Origin of the sequence: Kaistia terrae (genome assembly GCF_026344005.1) — a bacterium.
Lineage (GTDB): Bacteria > Pseudomonadota > Alphaproteobacteria > Rhizobiales > Kaistiaceae > Kaistia > Kaistia terrae.
Genome location: NZ_JAPKNH010000006.1, coordinates 124,843 through 141,476, shown reverse-complemented (window position 1 = coordinate 141,476; position 16,634 = coordinate 124,843). Strand labels below are relative to the sequence as shown.

Sequence of the window (16,634 nt, the reverse complement as noted above, 5' to 3'; positions counted from 1 at the left end):
GCGATGAAGCACAGAACCCTCGGAAATCTTGAGGTCTCGTCCCTCGGCCTCGGCTGCATGGGCATGACCGGCGTCTACGGCTCGGCCGTCGAGAAGACGCAGATGATCAAGCTCATCCACGATGCGCATGATCGCGGCGTCACTTTTTTCGATACGGCCGAGGCCTATGGCCCCTTCGCCAATGAGGAACTGGTCGGCGAAACGCTGCAGCCGATCCGCGACAAGGTCGTCATCGCGACCAAGTTCGGCTTCGACATCGATCTGGTGACCGGCGCGCGAAGCGGCGGCACCAACAGCCGTCCCGAGCATATCCGGGGGGTTGCGGAGGCAGCGCTGAAGCGCCTCAGGACGGACCGCATCGATCTCTTCTATCAGCACCGCGTCGACCCGGCCGTCCCGATCGAGGACGTCGCCGGCGCCGTGAAGGAGTTGATTGCCGAAGGCAAGGTCAAGCATTTCGGCCTGTCGGAAGCCGGGGTCCAGACCATTCGCCGGGCGCATGCCATCCAGCCGGTGACGGCGGTGCAGAGCGAATATTCCCTGTTCTGGCGCGGACCGGAAGCCGAGCTTCTGCCCGTACTGGAAGAACTCGGCATCGGCTTCGTGCCGTTCAGCCCACTCGGCGCCGGATTCCTGACCGGCAAGATCGATGAGACGACGACCTTCGAGAAGGGCGATTTCCGCAACATGGTGCCGCGCTTCTCGCCGGAGGCGCGCAGGGCCAACATGGCCTTGGTCGAGGTGATCCAGGGCGTCGCGGATCGCAAGCGCGCAACGCCGGCCCAGGTCGCGCTGGCATGGCTACTGGCGCAAAAGCCCTGGATCGTGCCGATTCCCGGCACGACCAAGCTGCATCGGCTGGAAGAGAACCTTGCCGCCGTCGACCTGCTGCTTTCGTCGGAAGATCTGGCCGAGATCGCCGACGCGCTGTCGACGATCGCCGTGCAGGGCGAGCGTCTGCCCGAGGCAGTGCTCAAGATGACCGGCCTCTGAGCGAACCCTGGTGGCAAGCGATGACCCCTGAGAATTTGACGAGACGGAAGATCCTCCTGTCGTCGCTGCTCCTGTCGCTTGCGGCGGGGGGAGCGACGACCGTCTCTGCGGCAGCGAAGCTCGCGGAGGGCAGGATGCTGGTGGCGTATTTTTCTCGCAGCGGGAATACGCGGGTTGTTGCCGGCAGGGTCAGCCTCGCCCTCGGCGCCGACCTGTTCGAGATCGAGCCGCAATATCCCTATCCGGTCGATTATTTCGAGACGGTGCAGCAAGCCAAAAGCGAAACGGAGCGGGGCTTTGAACCGCCCCTCAAGGCGATGGTGCCCGACTTCGCGCAGCACACGACGGTGTTCCTCGGTTTCCCGATCTGGGGAATGACCGCTCCGCCGGTGATCCGCTCCTTCCTCGCCAGGCATGACCTGGCGGGGAAGACGATCGTTCCGCTGGTCACGCATGGCGGATTCGGGCTCGGCGACAGTCTGGAAGTCGTTTCCCGGCATGCGCCGAATGCGAGCCGCGTGGACGGCTTTTCCATGCAGGCGCCCCAAGAACGCCAGACGATTGAAAAGGTCACGAAATGGCTTGATGTCCTGGAGCGCTAGTGACGTCGTCAACAGGGGACTCAATCGAGTCTCGCAAGATTTCCCGGTCTTCGGCCAACCTGGCCAACTTCATCATGCCGAGAACGACAGCCGGATCAGCTGGCTGTTCATCACGGCCTGCTGCCATTCAACAGCTCTGCCGTCGGATAGACGACCCAGCGCGGAAACGTCGAGCAGCGGCGCATTGTGAGGGCACGCAAGTAGTGCAGCCTCGTCATCCCGTGGCATGCGCGCGCCGACCGTAGTCGAGACGCGGTGGAGATCCCCCAACCCTTCTTCGCGCAGCAGCGGTGTAAACGCCCCCATGCGCGCAAGACGGTTTTCGAAGTCGGGAATGAGGTCGAACGGAAAATAGCGCGTGGTGAGGATGAACGGCACGTCGCCGCCGAGGATCACTGTCGTGTGGCGAAGCACGAGATTGCCTTCCACCAGTTCCAGCCTTTCCGCAACCTCTCCAACGGCGGCCTCGACGGCGCTCTGGATCACCCGAGAGGTGCTGTCCACGCCGAGACGGTCGAGCACGTCGCGGAACCGCGACACGGCATCGATCTCGTAGACGATGCCGTTCTCCATGACATAGCTGCCGCGTCCGTTGACGATGCGGATAAGGCCGTCCTGCGACAGGGCAAGATACGCTCGCCGCACCGTGTTGCGGCTGACGCCATGACTGGCCGAAAGCTCATGTTCTGTCGGCAGGCGTTGTCCCGGCGCATATTTGCGGTTGCGAATGCCGTCTCTCAGCTCGACGTAGAGCGCCTCCCACTGCGACTTCATGCGTTTCCCTGCCAGTTGCCGACCGGCTCGAAGCAATAGATCCGTCGATCAAATATGTCGATAGCTGTACCTACAGCTGTCATGCGTATTTCACAATCAGCCCCTATTCAGAACGGGCAACGGCCGAAGCGGATCGCGCTCCGCACGGTATCGACAACAACGGCATCCGAATGACGATTCTGTAGCAATCACGCATTCGCCGGGCGAACCGCTCCGCGAACCCGCATCACAAATTCAGGCAATGGATCGCAACCGGCCTTTCGCGGCCGGTGAGCGACGGCTGCCGCCCCGAACCGGAGATGACCATGAATCGCAGAAATCTTTTCCGCTCCACCATCGCCGCAGCGGCGCTGCTGGCCATGCCGGCCGCCGCCATGGCGGACACCAAACGGATCGACGTCTACATCACCGGCGATTCCAACATCATCAATTTCTGGAACAACATCATCAAGCCGGCCTACGAGAAGGCCAATCCGCAATACACGCTCAACGTGGTCAGCGCGCGCAACAACATAGCGCCGATCGTCGATCGTGCCCTTGCCGCGCTCGGCAGCAATGTCGACCCCCAGGTCGACCTCTTCGACGAGAATGATCCGAACTTGCCGAAGGGCGCTATCGAGAAGGGCCTCTGGGTCGATTTTACCAAGGCCGGCATCGCCAACTACGACAAGCTCAACCCGGTCACGATCGAGACCAAATACGGCCTGCCCTATCGCGGCACGCAGGTCGTGCTCGCCTACGACACCACCAAGCTGAAGCCGGAAGACGCGCCGAAGACCTGGGCCGAACTGGTCGCATGGATGAAGGCAAATCCGGGCCAATTCACCCACAACCGTCCCGACACGGGCGGTTCGGGCGGCAATTTCGTCCGCCGCGCGATCCACGAGGCCAACGGCCGCGACCCGTCGCTCTTCCGGATCGACAACTACGTCGCCGGCGACAGCGACAAGCTGCTTGCCAAGGGCTTTGAGCTCCTGAAGGAGATCGCGCCCTACACCTACGGACCCGGCTCCTACACTGGCGACAACATGCAGTCGATCCAGCTGCTCGCGCAGGGCGTGGTCACCATGGTGCCGGTCTGGTCCGACATGGCGCTGGACGCCGTCAACAAGGGCGTCCTGCCCGAGACCACCGGCTTCACGCAGCTGACCGACCTCGCCCTGGCCGGCGGCTTCGCCGACATGACCGTCCCGACCAATGCGGGCGACCTCGAAGCGACGATGAAGCTCGCCGACATCGTGCTGTCGCCTGAAATCCAGACCAAGGTCGTCACCGAGATCGGCGCGTTCCCGGCGATTTCGTGGGAATATCTCCCGCAAGACCTGGCCGCGAAATACGCTGCGATGCAGCCTGCCTCGATCCCGACCTTCCCCGGCGGTCCGTGGGTTTCGGCGATCAGCGACGGCTGGTTCCGCACCGTAGCGCCCCATGTCACGCGCTGAAGCCACAAGACAGGACGCGAAGGGGGGGAGGCTATTCGGCCTCCTCCTCATCGCCGCGCCCGTATCTCTGGTATTGTTGCTGATCATCTGGCCCGTAGCGCTGTCGGTCTTCGATACGCTCACCGTCGAAACGCCTTCGGGCGTCGCGCTGAGCCTCGACGCGTATCGCTTTTTCTTTTCCGATGGCTTCAGCCTGCGCAACCTGTGGATGACCATCCAGGTGGCCGCGATCTGCACCGTGCTGCTGCTCATCATCAGCCTCACCATCGCCCTCTACCTGCGCTTTTCCACGTCCCGGCTCACCGGATACATTCAGGCGCTGGCGCTGTTTCCGCTGTTCGTTCCTTCGATCCTGCTCGCCTACGCGCTGATCCGCACGCTCGGCCCGAACGGAACCGTGGACATCCTGCTCAACGCCGTCGGCCTGCCGAAGCTGGCATCTCCCTATCTGACGATCTGGGGGCCGATCATCGGACTGGTATGGGACAATCTTCCCCTGACGCTTCTGATCGTGCTTGCCGGCCTCGGCAACGTATCGAGCGCCTCGATCGACGCCGCTCGTGACGTCGGCGCCAACAGGGCGCAGGTGCTCCGCTACATCATCCTGCCGCGCATCCGCAGCACGCTGCTGGTCGCCGCGTCCTTCGTCGTTCTTGGCCTCTTTTCCGCGTTCACGCTGCCCTACCTGCTGGGTCCGGCGGTTCCGGAGATGATGGGACCGTTCATGCGCCGCACGATCATCGATGTCGACGACCCGTTGCAGGCGCGCACGCAGGCCGTCGTCAGCTTCATGATCTGCGCAGCCTTCGCCTACTTTTATGTGCGCTCGATTGCACGAACCCGCCGGGAGCAATCGTCATGAGCGTTCGCGAACTCCGCCAAGCGGGTCTGGCCGGCATTGGCTCTTCCCGCATCCGCGCCAACTGGGCCGGGATCGCCATTGCCGCCCTGCTCTCGCTCTTCATCCTGACGCCGCTCGTCAACGTCGCGATCTGGGCCTTCACCGAAGTATGGCGCTACCCGGCGGTGATCCCGCAGAAGTTCGGCTTCCGCTTCTGGGCCGATGTCCTGTCGCGCGGTGATGTGCACCTGGCGATGACGACGTCGCTGTCCCTGGCCGCGATCGTGACGGCATTGTCGGCTCTGATCTGCCTGCCCGCGTCCTACGCTTTCGCGCGCCTGAACTTTCCCGGTCGCAACCTGTTCTTCATGTCGTTCCTGACCGTCTACGCCTTTCCGAAGTTCGGCCTCTACATCACCATCGCGACGATCTTCCTGGGTCTCGGCCTCATCGGCAATTTCTGGGGCGTGGTGCTCATCCAGCTCGTCTCGACACTGATGTTCATGGTGTGGATACCTGTTTCCGCGTTCCAGAACGTTGACCGGCGGCAGGAAGAGGCCGCGCGCGATGTCGGGGCATCGCAACTGCGCGTGTTCTGGTCGATCACCCTGCCCCAGGTCCTTCCCGCCATCTCCGCGGCCGTGCTGCTCACCTTCGTCAACACCTTTTACGAGACCGAGGTCGCCTGGCTGATCGGCGCGCCCGAAGTGCGCACCGTGCCGCTGCTGATGGTCCGCTTCATCAACTCCGAACTGGTGGTTCAGTACGGCGCGGTGTTGTCGCTGCTGCTGTGGGTCCCGTCCTTCATCCTGCTCATGCTGGTCCGCCGCTTTCTGGGAGCGCAGGCGCTCGGCCGCGCGCTCGGAGCCTAAGATACGAGGAGCCTGCAAATGGCGACACTGGAAATCAAGAAGCTAAGCCGGCTATTCGGCGACACCCGCGCGGTGGACGACCTGTCCCTGACGATCGGCGATGGCGAACTCGTCTGCCTGCTGGGACCGTCGGGATCCGGCAAATCGACGGTGCTGCGCATGATCGGCGGCTTCGAGGAGCCGACTGCCGGGTCGATCCTGATCGACGGGCAGGACGTGACGCGCGTGCCGCCCGAGCGGCGGCCGACAGGCATGGTGTTTCAGAGCCATGCGCTGTGGGCGCATATGGACGTCTTCGCCAACGTCGCCTTCGGGCTGAAGCTGCGCCGCCTTCCGAAGGACGAAATCCACCAGCGCGTGAACGCGTCTCTCGCGACGGTCGGCCTGGAAGGGTTCGGCGCAAGGAAGACGACCCAGCTTTCGGGCGGGCAGCAGCAACGCGTGGCGCTGGCGCGCTCACTGGTTCTCGAACCGAAAATCCTGCTGCTGGACGAGCCGTTTGCGAGCCTCGACCAGCATCTGCGCGAACGACTGCGCGAGGAAGTACGCGAAATCCAGCGTCGGGTCGGGATCACCATGGTCTTCGTCACGCATGGGCAGGACGAGGCGCTCGCCATCGCCGACCGGATCGCCGTGATGCGCGACGGCAGACTGGAGCAATTGAGCCGGCCGGACAGACTCTACCGGCAGCCGCAGACCGAATTCGTCGCCGGTTTCGTCGGCCAGATGAACCTGTTGCGCGGCGCGGTCCGCTCGAACGTGATGACCGCCGCCGGGATCGACCTTCCGGTCACGCTCGCAGACGGCCTGGCAACGCTGGCGCTCCGCCCGGAGGACATCGCCCTCGAAAGACGTAGCGGTGACCGTGGCGCGGAGGTGACGCGCGTCACCGATTTCGGCACGCATCTTTCGATCGAAGTCAAAACCCGATGCGAACACAGGCTCAAGATCATGGCGCAACCCGGCACAGGCTGGTCCACCGGCATGCGCGCCGAGCTCAGTGCGCACAATTTTGCGATCTACCGCGACGGCAAGCTCTGCTTCATGCCGCAGCCTGGCAGCGCGCAGTCTTCCGTCGCTGCCTGATCCCAAGACACCGGCGCCCACCGGCAGCGTTCACCGGCGATCCGCCCCATCATCTCAGCCAAGAAGGCATTGCCCATGCTCACCGCGTTCACCGCGCCAGGCCGCTTTTATCGCGGCAACCTCCACTGCCATTCCTCGCGTTCGGACGGCGATCCGACGCCCGCGCGGGTCTGCGCCTTCTATCGCGAGGCCGGCTACGACTTCGTCAGCCTGACGGACCATTTCATGGAGCGCTTCGGCTTTCCCGTCGTCGACACGACCCCGTTCCGCACGGACGATTTCACGACTCTGATCGGCGCCGAACTGCACGCCGATGGCCTGGAGAATGGCGAGATCTGGCACATGGTCGCCAACGGCCTGCCGCTCGACTTCGCCCCGCTCGCGCCGGGTGAAACTGCCGCACAGCTTGCGCAGCGCGCGCTCGACGCGGGCGCCTTCGTCTCGATCGCGCATCCGGGCTGGTACGGTCTGACGCTGAACGATGCGCTGGCGATGCCCACCGTTCACGCCGTCGAGGCGTTCAACTCCATCTGCGACTGGGAGACGGGTCGTGGCGACGGCAACTATCTGATCGACCAGATGCTCGATCGCGGTCACCACACCGGCGTCATCGCCACCGACGATGCCCATCGCTACCGCGATGAGGTCTGCCGGGGCTGGGTGATGGTCAAGGCGACGGAAAACACGCCGGAGGCCATCCTCGCGGCGCTCAAGTCCGGCGCCTACTACGCCAGCCAGGGCCCGTCCATTCATCACATGGAGATCGACGCCGGCCACCTCAACATCGAAACCAGCGCGATCCACCGTGCCTGGCTGGTGGGCCATGCTGCACGCTCCACCGCCGTGATGAGCGAAAACTTTACGCGCGCCCGGCTGCCACTCGAAAAATTCGCCGGCCGATGGGCACGCCTCATCATACAGGACCACGCTGGGCGCCGTGCCTGGAGCAACCCGCTGTATCTCTGACCGCAGCACTCTTCTCTCGCGCCCCTCCAGACCGGACCTTCCGCAATGCCTCTTCTTTCCGCCACCGAGCCGACGCTCCATCCCGGCGCGACCTCGCACAACTCGACCTTTGGCGCCTATTGCGAGATCGGACAGGGCTCGCGCATCCTCAACTCGGAGTTCGGCGACTACGCCTATTGCGACCAGTACGCCGACATCGCCAATACCACCGTCGGGAAATTCGCCAACATCGCCGCGATGACGCGGATCGGCCCGACGGACCATCCGTTCACGCATGCAGCCCAGCATCATTTCCTCTACCGCTCCGCCAGCTATTGGGAGGACGTTGAGAACGATGCCGATTTCTTTGCCGCCCGCGCCGCCCGCCGGACCGTGCTTGGGCCGGACTGCTGGATCGGGCACGGAGCAATCATCAAGCCGGACGTGACCATCGGTGCGGGGGCTATCGTCGCGGCGGGTGCGGTCGTGACCAAGGACGTTGCCCCATTCGCCGTAGTGGGCGGCGTCAGCGCATCCTTGATCCGATATCGTTTCGCACCCGATGTGATCGATCGATTGCTGGCGCTTTGCTGGTGGGACTGGAGCCACAACAAGTTGCGTGAGGTGCTGCCGGATTTCCGCGCCATGCCAGTCGAGGCTTTTCTGGAAAAATACCGTTCCGCAAGCGAGACGCTGACATCGTAGCCGGGACCTGTGCCTGACCGATTGTATGAGCCCGACGTCAAATAGCCGGGGACGCTGGGCATCACTGCGATGACCTCGATCTATGCTTTTGCCGCCGTCCCCGGCCGGTTCTGGCCTACCCGCCGCATTCGTGGGCGGAGCAGCGCCCCCATCATAACAGGACCTCCCCTTTCGACACATCGACAGGCGCCGACAAGCAGGAAGCAGAAACAGGCAAGTTTGGAGGAGGATCGGGTGAGTGGGCAGTAATCGAGGGGAATAGGTTCGTCTCACACCAAACACGAAGGAGTGAGACATGAAGATCGTCATCGTGACCGGCGGCAGCCGTGGCCTTGGAGCCAGCACCGCCATCCATTGTGCCGAGCGCGGCATGGGCGTCATCGTCACCTATAACAGCAATCCGCAATCGGCCGATGCTGTCGTCAGCGCGATCACCGCCAAGGGCGGCAAGGCCGTGGCGCTGAAGCTCGACGTCGGCAACAGCCGCTCGTTTCCCGAATTTCGCGAGGCTGTCAGCGCGCAACTGCGGTCGATCTGGGGTCGCCAGACCTTCGATTTCCTCGTCAACAACGCCGGCTACGGTCTCTATAATCCGATTGAGACTGTGACAGAGGAGCAGTTTGACGGATTGTTCAATGTCCATTTGAAGGGGCCGTTTTTCCTGACCCAGACCTTGCTTCCGCTCATGGAACACGGCGGCCACATCATCAACATGACGAGCGCCACCAGCCGTGTGGCGACAGCCGGCGTCGCACCCTACGCCTCGTTCAAAGGCGGCCTGGAGGTTCTCACCCGCTACATGGCCAAGGAATTCGGCGAACGCGGGATCCGGGCAAACTCCATCGCGCCGGGTGCTATCCGCACCGATCTCGGCGGCGGACTGACCGACGAGTTCGAAGCCATTCTGGCAGGGCAGACGGCGCTGGGTCGCGTCGGCGAGCCGGAAGAAATCGGCGGCGTCATCGCCAGCCTGCTTTCGGAAGAGAGCCGCTGGATCAACGCCCAGAATATTGAAGTCACAGGCGGCTACGTCATCTGACGAAGGATTTTGTCATGCTGGATCACGTCTTCATTTCGGTAAGGGATATCGCCCGCTCGATCGCCTTCTACGAGAAGGCGCTGGCGCCGCTCGGCATCGTTCACGCGGTCGATTATGACGGCAAGGATGGCCCTCCCGGCCATCCTGACCTCAAGGGCTTTGGGGCGAACGGCCGGGTGTTCTTCTGGCTTCGCGAAGGCGTCGTCGAGGGCCGCGCCGCCCATGTCGGGTTCGTCGCGAAGAGCCAGCAAGAGGTCGAAGCGGCCTACGTCGCCGCCATGGCGGCCGGGGCGACGGAAATCCACCCGCCCGGGCCGCAGCATCATTACGACCCCCGCTACTACGCGGCTCAGGTCAGGGATCCCGACGGCTACAGCTTGGAATTCACCTACAAGCCCTGGCAGCACTGACATGAGGTAGCTCAGGAGCAACGCCGAGGCCGCAGCGCCGGGCCCAAAGCAATGCTTCAGGGCCCGACGCCGAACGATCCCGATCGGCTAGTGATCGACGATGGTGGTGTCGGCGATCGTCTCGGCGAAGCCGGCACCGAAAAGGCCTGTCGGAGTCTGGAAGCCCGGACGAACCTCCCCGTTCAGAACACGTCGCGCCGCTTCCGCAGCCGCGATCGTCGTGAACGTATAGCCATTGACCGTCTCGAGAACCGAACGGACGACGGTGCCGTCTTCGCCCGTCACCTCAACGGCCGCATGATAGCGGTTGGCTTCGCGCTGATCAGGCGTCGGGCCATCGGGCATGGCGGCGAGATCGCCTTCCGGAAAGGCGCCGTCCGTCAGATAGACGTAGGTCTCGATATTCGGGATATCCGTCGTCCGCCAGATGGTGATGAGGTCAGGCAACGTCACGGGGAACGAGGTGGCAGGCCCGTTCCCAAAATCGAAATCCCGAACGCCGTTGGGACCACGGACGACAAGTTCGCCATCGACACGGTGCAGAAGCTGGGTGTTGAGATTCTCGCTGGCCGAGACCGCCGAGCCGCGCGAAAATCCACCGGCTACATGCATCGCAATGCTGATGCTGCGCGGGTTCGTCACGCGCTTTGCGGCATGCGCTGCAAGAGAACCCAGCATGGCAACGCTGCCGCCGCTTCCCGGCAAGAGCATCACGCCCGCCACAGTCGCGGCTTGGTCCAGTTTCTCGGCAAGCTGGTAGCTGTCCAGCTCCGCTGCGATGTCGAGATAATGGACGCCGGCGGCGATACACGCCCGCATCAAAGGCTCGGCCGTGCGCATGTACGGCCCGGCGCAGTTCAGCAGAACGCCAATGTCGCTTAAGGCAGCTTGGGCAGCTACGAGATCGTCGACGGCGAACAGGCGGTATTCCACGCCGAGTTCCGAGGCCAGAGCGATGAACTTCGCCTCATCTTGCACCCGACCTGCAAGCACCAACTCCACGCCGGCATTCCGGGCGTTGGTTGCCGCCATCCGGCCTGTATATCCGGCAGCGCCGTAGACCATCAATTTTGTCACGTCAGCAACTCCAATTTCCGCAAAGGGAACCCGCCGCCACATCCGATATTGTCGGTCGCCACGGCCTGCATTGCAGATAGGCGGGCGCCCGATCGCGCACCCACCCGATCCTCTTCAAAACCTGCCTGATCCTGCTTTCCGGTTGGTCCCTGCGCGCCAGTGGGATAAGCAAGGGTTCATGAACACCAGCCTCGACGAGTTGCGGCGGCTTGCCGCCCGCGCCCAGAACCGAGCCACGCCGACCGGCATCCCTCGCGTCGCCATGGTCCAGGGCGAGATTCCGCAACACAAGCTCGCCGCCATCTACAGTCCAATGATCAACCTCATTCTGACCGGGTCGAAGACCATGACGGTCGGCGACCGCACCTTTCGGTACGATCCGGCGACCTACTTCGTGATGTCCGTGGATCTTCCGGCGGTGGGATCCGTGCATCCATCGGAAGCCGGCGAGCCATACCTCGCGGTCAGCCTGACGCTTGAGCCGTCGATCGTCGCAAATCTGCTTGCCGACCTGCCCAAACCTGCCGGCGGCGAGTTATACAGTTCCGGTTTCTCCGTCGCTCCCGTTACGGATGAGCTGCTGGATGCATGGGTCCGCATGCTTCGCCTGATGGACCGTCCTGACGACATCCCCGCGCTGGCGCCGGCCTATGAGCGCGAGTTGCTTTACCGCGTCCTGCAGGGACCGCATGGCTGGATGCTGCGCGATATAGCGGCTCCCGGCACGGCGCTGTCGCGCATCGGCGTGACGATCCGCTGGATCCGGGAAAACTTCACCACCCCGCTCAAGGTCGAGGCGCTGGCATCGATGGCGGCGCTGAGCATTTCCGCCTTCCATCGCCACTTCAAGGCAGTGACCGCGCTCAGTCCGTTGCAGTATCAGAAGCGGATAAGGTTGCTGCATGCTCGGTCGATGCTGATCGCGGGGGAAGGCAACACGACCTCGGTCGCGTTCGGCGTGGGTTACGAAAGCCCGACCCAGTTCAGCCGCGAGTATTCCCGCTTCTTCGGCCTTCCTCCCTCGAAGGACACACGCGAGATTGTGCGGGCCATCCAGCCAGCTTTGACCTAGGCCGCAGAGCGCGCAGGATGAGTATCCGCTTTGGGGGACCTGCCGTAACCATCACAACGACCAACATGGGGCGCAATGCCGTCAGGCAAAATTTGCGTTATAAAGGGTCGGAACCGGACAGGACGATTCCGACGCCAAGAGCACAAAGCCAAACATTCAAGTGGTCGCCCGCTGTGTTCCGCAACAATGGGTCAGAGGGACGACCAAGCACCTATGGTTTGGCTCCTCTCTATTCGGCATGGTCCTAGACGCCCGCGAGGACGGCTGGATCGCCCGAGCGCCAGACGTTGTCGACGGTGTTGCGTGCAATGAGCCAGACATCTCCCTCCCGCACCAGTTCGACGTTGTAGCGGTTCTTCATGAGGTAATGGCGCGCGGGGTCGTTTCGCGGGACATGCTGCGCCTCGACCAGCGCCTCCAGATGCGCCTTGTCGCCATCGATGGTGACGCGCGGATTGCTTACGGAATGGGTCGTGTCGAACGGGCTCAGCGACTTCGAGAGGGCCTCGACAATCGACTGCCGACCTTCCACGACCGGATAGTCGAACCCGGCCTTTGCCGCTGCCGGCCTGAAATCGGATACCGCATCATCGGCAAGGGCGGACGCAAGAAGGTCCTTGTCCCGCAGGTCTATCCCGGCAGCAAACCGATAAAGGGCTTCAACGACGGCGAGCTGGTCCGCATCGTCTGCAAAACGCACATTGCCCTGATTATTCAACATGATCGCTCCAATCACCTTACAGATCGCCTTTCGAGAGGCGGTCTGTATCTGGGCAGCGTTGCCGGGGAGATGTAGGCGATTGCCAGGACTAGCTGTCATTCCATCGGGGAATGGGCTTCGTCAGTTACTCCGCAGGCCGGGCTCGGCGCTGAACGTGGCTGCGAGAAAATCAACGAAGACGCGGACGCGGTGCACCATCTTGCGACCGCTTGCGCTGACCGCCTGGATGGGAACTGCATCGGGAGCGAAAGTCCCGAGGATCTGGACGAGGGTGCCAGCCTGAATATCGGCGTGAAACAAGGCGCTCGGGCCGTGCAGGATGCCGAGCCCGGCCAGAACCGCCGCGCGCAGGTCCTCGCCGTCATTCGATCGGATCGTTCCCGAGGGAACAATCGTGGCCGGCCCATCTTCGCTCTTGAACTGCCACGCCAGGGCCGCGCCGTCTGTCTGGCCGGTGATCAGATTGTGACGAACGAGCTCGCCAGGGGTCGTCGGCGTGCCGTGCGCGGCGAGATAGGCGGGCGTCGCCACGGTGATCATCTGCATGCTGCCAATGCGACGCGCCGTCAGGCTCGAAGCGCTGAGAGCCCCGACACGCAAGGCAACGTCCACGCCATCCTGGATGAGGTCGACACGCCGCTGCGAGACCGAAAACTCGACCGTGACCTCGGGAAATTGCGCAAAGAAGGAGGGGAGCCGGGGGATGATATACAGGCGGCCGAGGGCCGGTGGCATTGCCACGCGGACCAGCCCTGCCGGGCCGCGGCTCGCGCCCCGGACACGGCTCTCCGTTTCCTGCACGTCGCCGAGCAGACGCACGGCGGAATTATAGAGGTCGAGCCCGGCTGCCGTCGGATGAAATCCGCGCGAGGTTCGGCTGAGCAACTGCGTTCCCAGGTCCGCCTCCAACGCGGCAATCTGCTTGCTGACCGCGGGCTGACCGAGCCCAAGCTCCTTGGCCGCGCGCGTGAAGCTGCCCAGTTCGACAACCCGCACAAACATCTGCCATGTCGAAAAGCGATCCATCCCAGTATTCCCTCAAGGAATGGAACCTTAGCTATGCGGTGCAGGCGACGCAATTGATCACCTTGACTGGTTTACGGCGCGAGGAGGCTGTCAAACTTCAGTGGTCCGAAATCGACTTCGCGGGCTTTTGGCTGCAACTCGGCGACAGCAAGACTGGGAGGTCAACGTGCCCGTTGCGACAGCCGGCGCAGCTATTGCTTTTTAGACTGCAAGCGGCCAACTGGAGCCCTGTTTCCTCGTTTCCCTAGTGGTCGCAGCGATGGCTCAGCTGATCTAGAAAAGGGAACTTAACCTCAGCCAGAAGATAGGATAAGTCTTGCAGTATTCTCGTCCGTGATCAGAGAATTTGCTAGCTTTCCCTTGAGGGCGGCGCGTATTGCCGGCGCGCGAAAAACGCCGGAAGCGACGATCGTCGTGGGTCGATCGGCGGGCTGCGTCCGGATGAAGGAGGTCAGCCGGTCGTGGTAATCCGCATCGACGATTTTACCTTCCGCCGAGATGGCGCAGCCGAGCAATTCTCCGACGCCACCTGCTTCCATCGCCTGAGCCGTCTCGGCTGCTGTGATGAAGCCGTCGCGATACAAAGTAGCGTCCGCTCCCCAATAGCCTATCCCCATGATCAACAACGTCGCCTCCTCCACGAGAGAACGCAAAACGCCATAGCCAGACTGCGCCTTCAGCACAGCCCGCTCTTCAATCGTATTGGTAACGACAGGCATGGGGAGCGGATAGCACTGAGCGTTGAGCCGCTCGGCCAATCGCGTAACGACATCATAGTGGGTTGCTCGTCCATCCCGTGTCAGGTTGCCCATCAGTGAAACGCAGCGATGCTGCGGACGATCCATGGGCGGTAGCCGGCGGGCGAGTTCGCGCATCGCCCCGCCGCTACCGATGCCAATGGTCAGCGGAGCCTTTTGCTGGATAATGTTCTCCAGGTAGAAGGTGGCCTGGGAAGCAACAGAGGGGATGTCCTCGGTGCTGCCGCCTTCGTTCAGGCACACGTCGCAATAGACCAGCTCAAATCGATCCCGCAGACGTTCGGCCAGTTCGATTGTCTCCGCCAGCGGGTGCACGAGTTGAAAACGGATCAATCGCTCGGAGTTCGCCAGCGCGATCAGGCGCTGGACGATTTGGCGAGAAACATTGAGCTCGGTTGCGATCTGTTCCTGCGTCCGGCTCTTGAAATAGTAGAGCCAGGCCGCGCGTGCGGCGAGGTCCAACCTTCGCTCTCCAGCCGGATCCGGCCGTTCCATCGACGTCGTCACGAGAAACCCTTCAGCTTGTGCGGATGCCGGATCGATGTCTGGCGTCAGAGTTTCAAAAGACGAGCTATATTGCCACCGACGATCGAGCCATAGCCACCGAGATCCGGTGTAGACCGCTCCATCTTCTGGAATTCGAACTCATAGTCCACGAACGGCGAGTCGGTGCCCCATATGACTTTCTCGGGGCCTAGTCGCTTCACCGCCGTCTGGATCTCGAAGATCGGAGCTCGCGACGTCTCCAGATACAGATTCTCGAACTGGCTGGCAAAATCGATGGCCTGCTCCACGGCCCAGAAGAAGCCCATATGGGCCATCAGGAGCGGCACGCGCGGAAAGCGGGCGGCCATCAGGGCGAATTCGGGCGGGCTGTTGAAAAGATCGCTCGCGCCGTGAACGATGATCGGAAAGCCCAGTTCGTCAGCGACTTTGAAGAGCGGATCGACCAGATCCGGATCGGCGAGGTGATAGCCGTTGATGGTCGGATGAAGCTTCAGTCCCTTGAAGCCCCAATCGCTGATGCAGTGTCTGACGATGTCGGCGGCGTTGGTTTCCCAAGGGTTGACCGCGCAGAACGGGATGAGCCGTTCCGGGAACTCATCAAAGGCGTTCTTGACGAAATCATTGGTGAAATTGCCTTCGACAAACGGGAAAACGACGGCTTTGTCGACACCGGCGGCATCAAGTTTCGCGACGAGTTCCGCGCCAGTCTGTCGAGCTCCGGGGCGATCGCCGAGATGGTTGTGGGCGTCAATGATGAGGCTCATTTGTGTCTCCTCCTAGTGGTTTCGTTTCAGGGCGCCGATGGCCATGGCGAGCAGGATGAACCCGCCGTTGAGGGCAAAACGGTAGGGAGCGCCAAGCCCCAGCAGCGTCAGTCCGTTGCTGAGGAAGGTGATGAACAGGCCGCCGAGCAGCGTACCCCAGATCGTGATGTCGCCTCGCCTGGACAGCAGCGTGCCGAGATAGACGGCGGCAAAGGCATCGAGCAGATAGGGCTCGGCCCCGCGCGGCACCGCGATGCTGGTGCGCGAGACCAGCGCCACGCCCGCGATGCTCGCGAGCAGGCCTGCCAGTACGAATCCGCCGGCGAATACCGCTCGGATGTTGATGCCCGCGAGATAGGCGGCACGCGCATTGCCGCCAACCGCCCGGGCGCGGCGGGCGAATGTCGTGAGGCGGGTGACCACCATCATGGCGATAAACACCACCACGCCGAGCAGGACGAGCGCGGAGAAGGGGCCGATCGACCCCTGCCCGACAAAGAAGAAGTTGCGCGTCAATCCACGAGGCAGCGTGAACAGGATCTGCGGCTCGGCGCCGTTGGTCATCAACAACTCGCCGGAGCGGATGACGAACATCATTCCCAGCGTTCCGATGATCGCGGGAACGCCTGCATAGGCAACCAGCAGGCCATTTACCAAGCCGGCGAACAGCCCGAAGGCGATCGGCAGGGTAAAGACAATCCAGAGCGGCTGACCATGCAGAAGAAGAACCGCGGCAAGAAGCCCGGCGGCGTCGGCGATCTGGGCAATGGACAGATCGACGCCGCGCATCGCCATGACGACGGCGAGCCCGAACGACATGATGATCAGAATGGAACTCTGGTGCAGGACGTTGCCGATATTGGCAACGGACAAGAATGCCGGCTTCAGGATTGCGAAGACGACCAGGATCAGGATCATGCCGAGGATCGGCCCGTAGGCCCGGAGCTGATCGAGCAGGAACGGTTCGCTGGCGCGTCTCACCGTGGTTGCGGATTGCATG

General features: G+C 62.7%; 18 protein-coding genes. 11 read left to right on the top strand and 7 right to left on the bottom strand.

Annotated elements, in window-relative coordinates; genetic code table 11:
- Window positions 1-3 precede the first annotated feature (3 nt).
- Together OSH12_RS17520 and OSH12_RS17515 are read left to right on the top strand one after the other, a co-directional pair.
- Window positions 4-993, top strand: a complete 990-nt coding sequence (locus OSH12_RS17520; protein ID WP_266344883.1) for an aldo/keto reductase — start codon at window positions 4-6, stop codon at window positions 991-993.
- Window positions 994-1,013: 20 nt separating this feature from the next.
- Window positions 1,014-1,595, top strand: a complete 582-nt coding sequence (locus OSH12_RS17515) for a flavodoxin (RefSeq protein WP_266344882.1) — start codon at window positions 1,014-1,016, stop codon at window positions 1,593-1,595.
- Between the two features lie 72 nt (window positions 1,596-1,667).
- Here the strand turns inward: OSH12_RS17515 and OSH12_RS17510 are convergent, their stop codons facing one another.
- Window positions 1,668-2,369 carry a GntR family transcriptional regulator gene (locus OSH12_RS17510; RefSeq protein ID WP_266344881.1) on the bottom strand — a complete coding sequence of 234 codons (702 nt, stop codon included), beginning with the start codon at window positions 2,367-2,369 and terminating at the stop codon, window positions 1,668-1,670.
- Window positions 2,370-2,674: 305 nt separating this feature from the next.
- Between OSH12_RS17510 and OSH12_RS17505 the strand changes: the two genes are divergently transcribed.
- The 8 genes from OSH12_RS17505 to OSH12_RS17470 all read left to right on the top strand — a co-directional run bounded on the left by OSH12_RS17505 (window position 2,675) and on the right by OSH12_RS17470 (window position 9,709).
- Window positions 2,675-3,811 (top strand): extracellular solute-binding protein, encoded by a 1,137-nt coding sequence (locus tag OSH12_RS17505; RefSeq protein WP_266344880.1) that lies wholly within the window; start codon window positions 2,675-2,677, stop codon window positions 3,809-3,811.
- Entirely contained in the window at window positions 3,798-4,673 is an 876-nt protein-coding gene (locus tag OSH12_RS17500; RefSeq protein ID WP_266344879.1) for an ABC transporter permease, read from the top strand. Before OSH12_RS17505 ends, OSH12_RS17500 begins: the two co-directional genes overlap by 14 nt.
- On the top strand, window positions 4,670-5,524 hold the full coding sequence (locus OSH12_RS17495) for an ABC transporter permease (protein WP_266344878.1): 855 nt from the start codon (window positions 4,670-4,672) through the stop codon (window positions 5,522-5,524). Before OSH12_RS17500 ends, OSH12_RS17495 begins: the two co-directional genes overlap by 4 nt.
- 18 nt (window positions 5,525-5,542) lie before the next feature.
- Window positions 5,543-6,610 (top strand): ABC transporter ATP-binding protein, encoded by a 1,068-nt coding sequence (locus OSH12_RS17490; protein ID WP_266344877.1) that lies wholly within the window; start codon window positions 5,543-5,545, stop codon window positions 6,608-6,610.
- Window positions 6,611-6,685: 75 nt separating this feature from the next.
- The gene (locus OSH12_RS17485) at window positions 6,686-7,576 is read left to right on the top strand and encodes a CehA/McbA family metallohydrolase (protein WP_266344876.1); all 891 of its coding nucleotides are present in this window, start codon (window positions 6,686-6,688) and stop codon (window positions 7,574-7,576) included.
- Between the two features lie 45 nt (window positions 7,577-7,621).
- Window positions 7,622-8,260 (top strand): LbetaH domain-containing protein, encoded by a 639-nt coding sequence (locus OSH12_RS17480; RefSeq protein WP_266344875.1) that lies wholly within the window; start codon window positions 7,622-7,624, stop codon window positions 8,258-8,260.
- A gap of 295 nt (window positions 8,261-8,555) precedes the next feature.
- Complete coding sequence (locus OSH12_RS17475) at window positions 8,556-9,299, top strand: SDR family NAD(P)-dependent oxidoreductase (protein WP_266344874.1); 744 nt, start codon at window positions 8,556-8,558, stop codon at window positions 9,297-9,299.
- 14 nt (window positions 9,300-9,313) lie between these two features.
- Complete coding sequence (locus tag OSH12_RS17470) at window positions 9,314-9,709, top strand: VOC family protein (RefSeq protein WP_266344873.1); 396 nt, start codon at window positions 9,314-9,316, stop codon at window positions 9,707-9,709.
- Between the two features lie 87 nt (window positions 9,710-9,796).
- Here the strand turns inward: OSH12_RS17470 and OSH12_RS17465 are convergent, their stop codons facing one another.
- Window positions 9,797-10,786 carry a saccharopine dehydrogenase family protein gene (locus OSH12_RS17465; protein WP_266344872.1) on the bottom strand — a complete coding sequence of 330 codons (990 nt, stop codon included), beginning with the start codon at window positions 10,784-10,786 and terminating at the stop codon, window positions 9,797-9,799.
- Window positions 10,787-10,964: 178 nt separating this feature from the next.
- Here OSH12_RS17465 and OSH12_RS17460 point away from each other — a divergent pair, with 178 nt between their 5' ends.
- Complete coding sequence (locus tag OSH12_RS17460) at window positions 10,965-11,858, top strand: AraC family transcriptional regulator (protein ID WP_266344871.1); 894 nt, start codon at window positions 10,965-10,967, stop codon at window positions 11,856-11,858.
- Between the two features lie 244 nt (window positions 11,859-12,102).
- Here the strand turns inward: OSH12_RS17460 and OSH12_RS17455 are convergent, their stop codons facing one another.
- From OSH12_RS17455 to OSH12_RS17435, 5 genes are all read right to left on the bottom strand, one after another.
- Window positions 12,103-12,594 carry a nuclear transport factor 2 family protein gene (locus OSH12_RS17455; protein WP_266344870.1) on the bottom strand — a complete coding sequence of 164 codons (492 nt, stop codon included), beginning with the start codon at window positions 12,592-12,594 and terminating at the stop codon, window positions 12,103-12,105.
- A 105-nt stretch (window positions 12,595-12,699) separates the two neighbouring features.
- Window positions 12,700-13,605, bottom strand: a complete 906-nt coding sequence (locus OSH12_RS17450; RefSeq protein ID WP_266344869.1) for a LysR family transcriptional regulator — start codon at window positions 13,603-13,605, stop codon at window positions 12,700-12,702.
- 293 nt (window positions 13,606-13,898) lie between these two features.
- Window positions 13,899-14,825, bottom strand: coding sequence for a sugar-binding transcriptional regulator (locus OSH12_RS17445; RefSeq protein ID WP_266344868.1), 927 nt, complete (start codon window positions 14,823-14,825; stop codon window positions 13,899-13,901).
- Window positions 14,826-14,914: 89 nt separating this feature from the next.
- On the bottom strand, window positions 14,915-15,634 hold the full coding sequence (locus OSH12_RS17440) for an amidohydrolase family protein (RefSeq protein WP_266344867.1): 720 nt from the start codon (window positions 15,632-15,634) through the stop codon (window positions 14,915-14,917).
- Window positions 15,635-15,646: 12 nt separating this feature from the next.
- Window positions 15,647-16,633 carry an ABC transporter permease gene (locus OSH12_RS17435; protein ID WP_266344866.1) on the bottom strand — a complete coding sequence of 329 codons (987 nt, stop codon included), beginning with the start codon at window positions 16,631-16,633 and terminating at the stop codon, window positions 15,647-15,649.
- Window position 16,634: the final 1 nt, after the last annotated feature.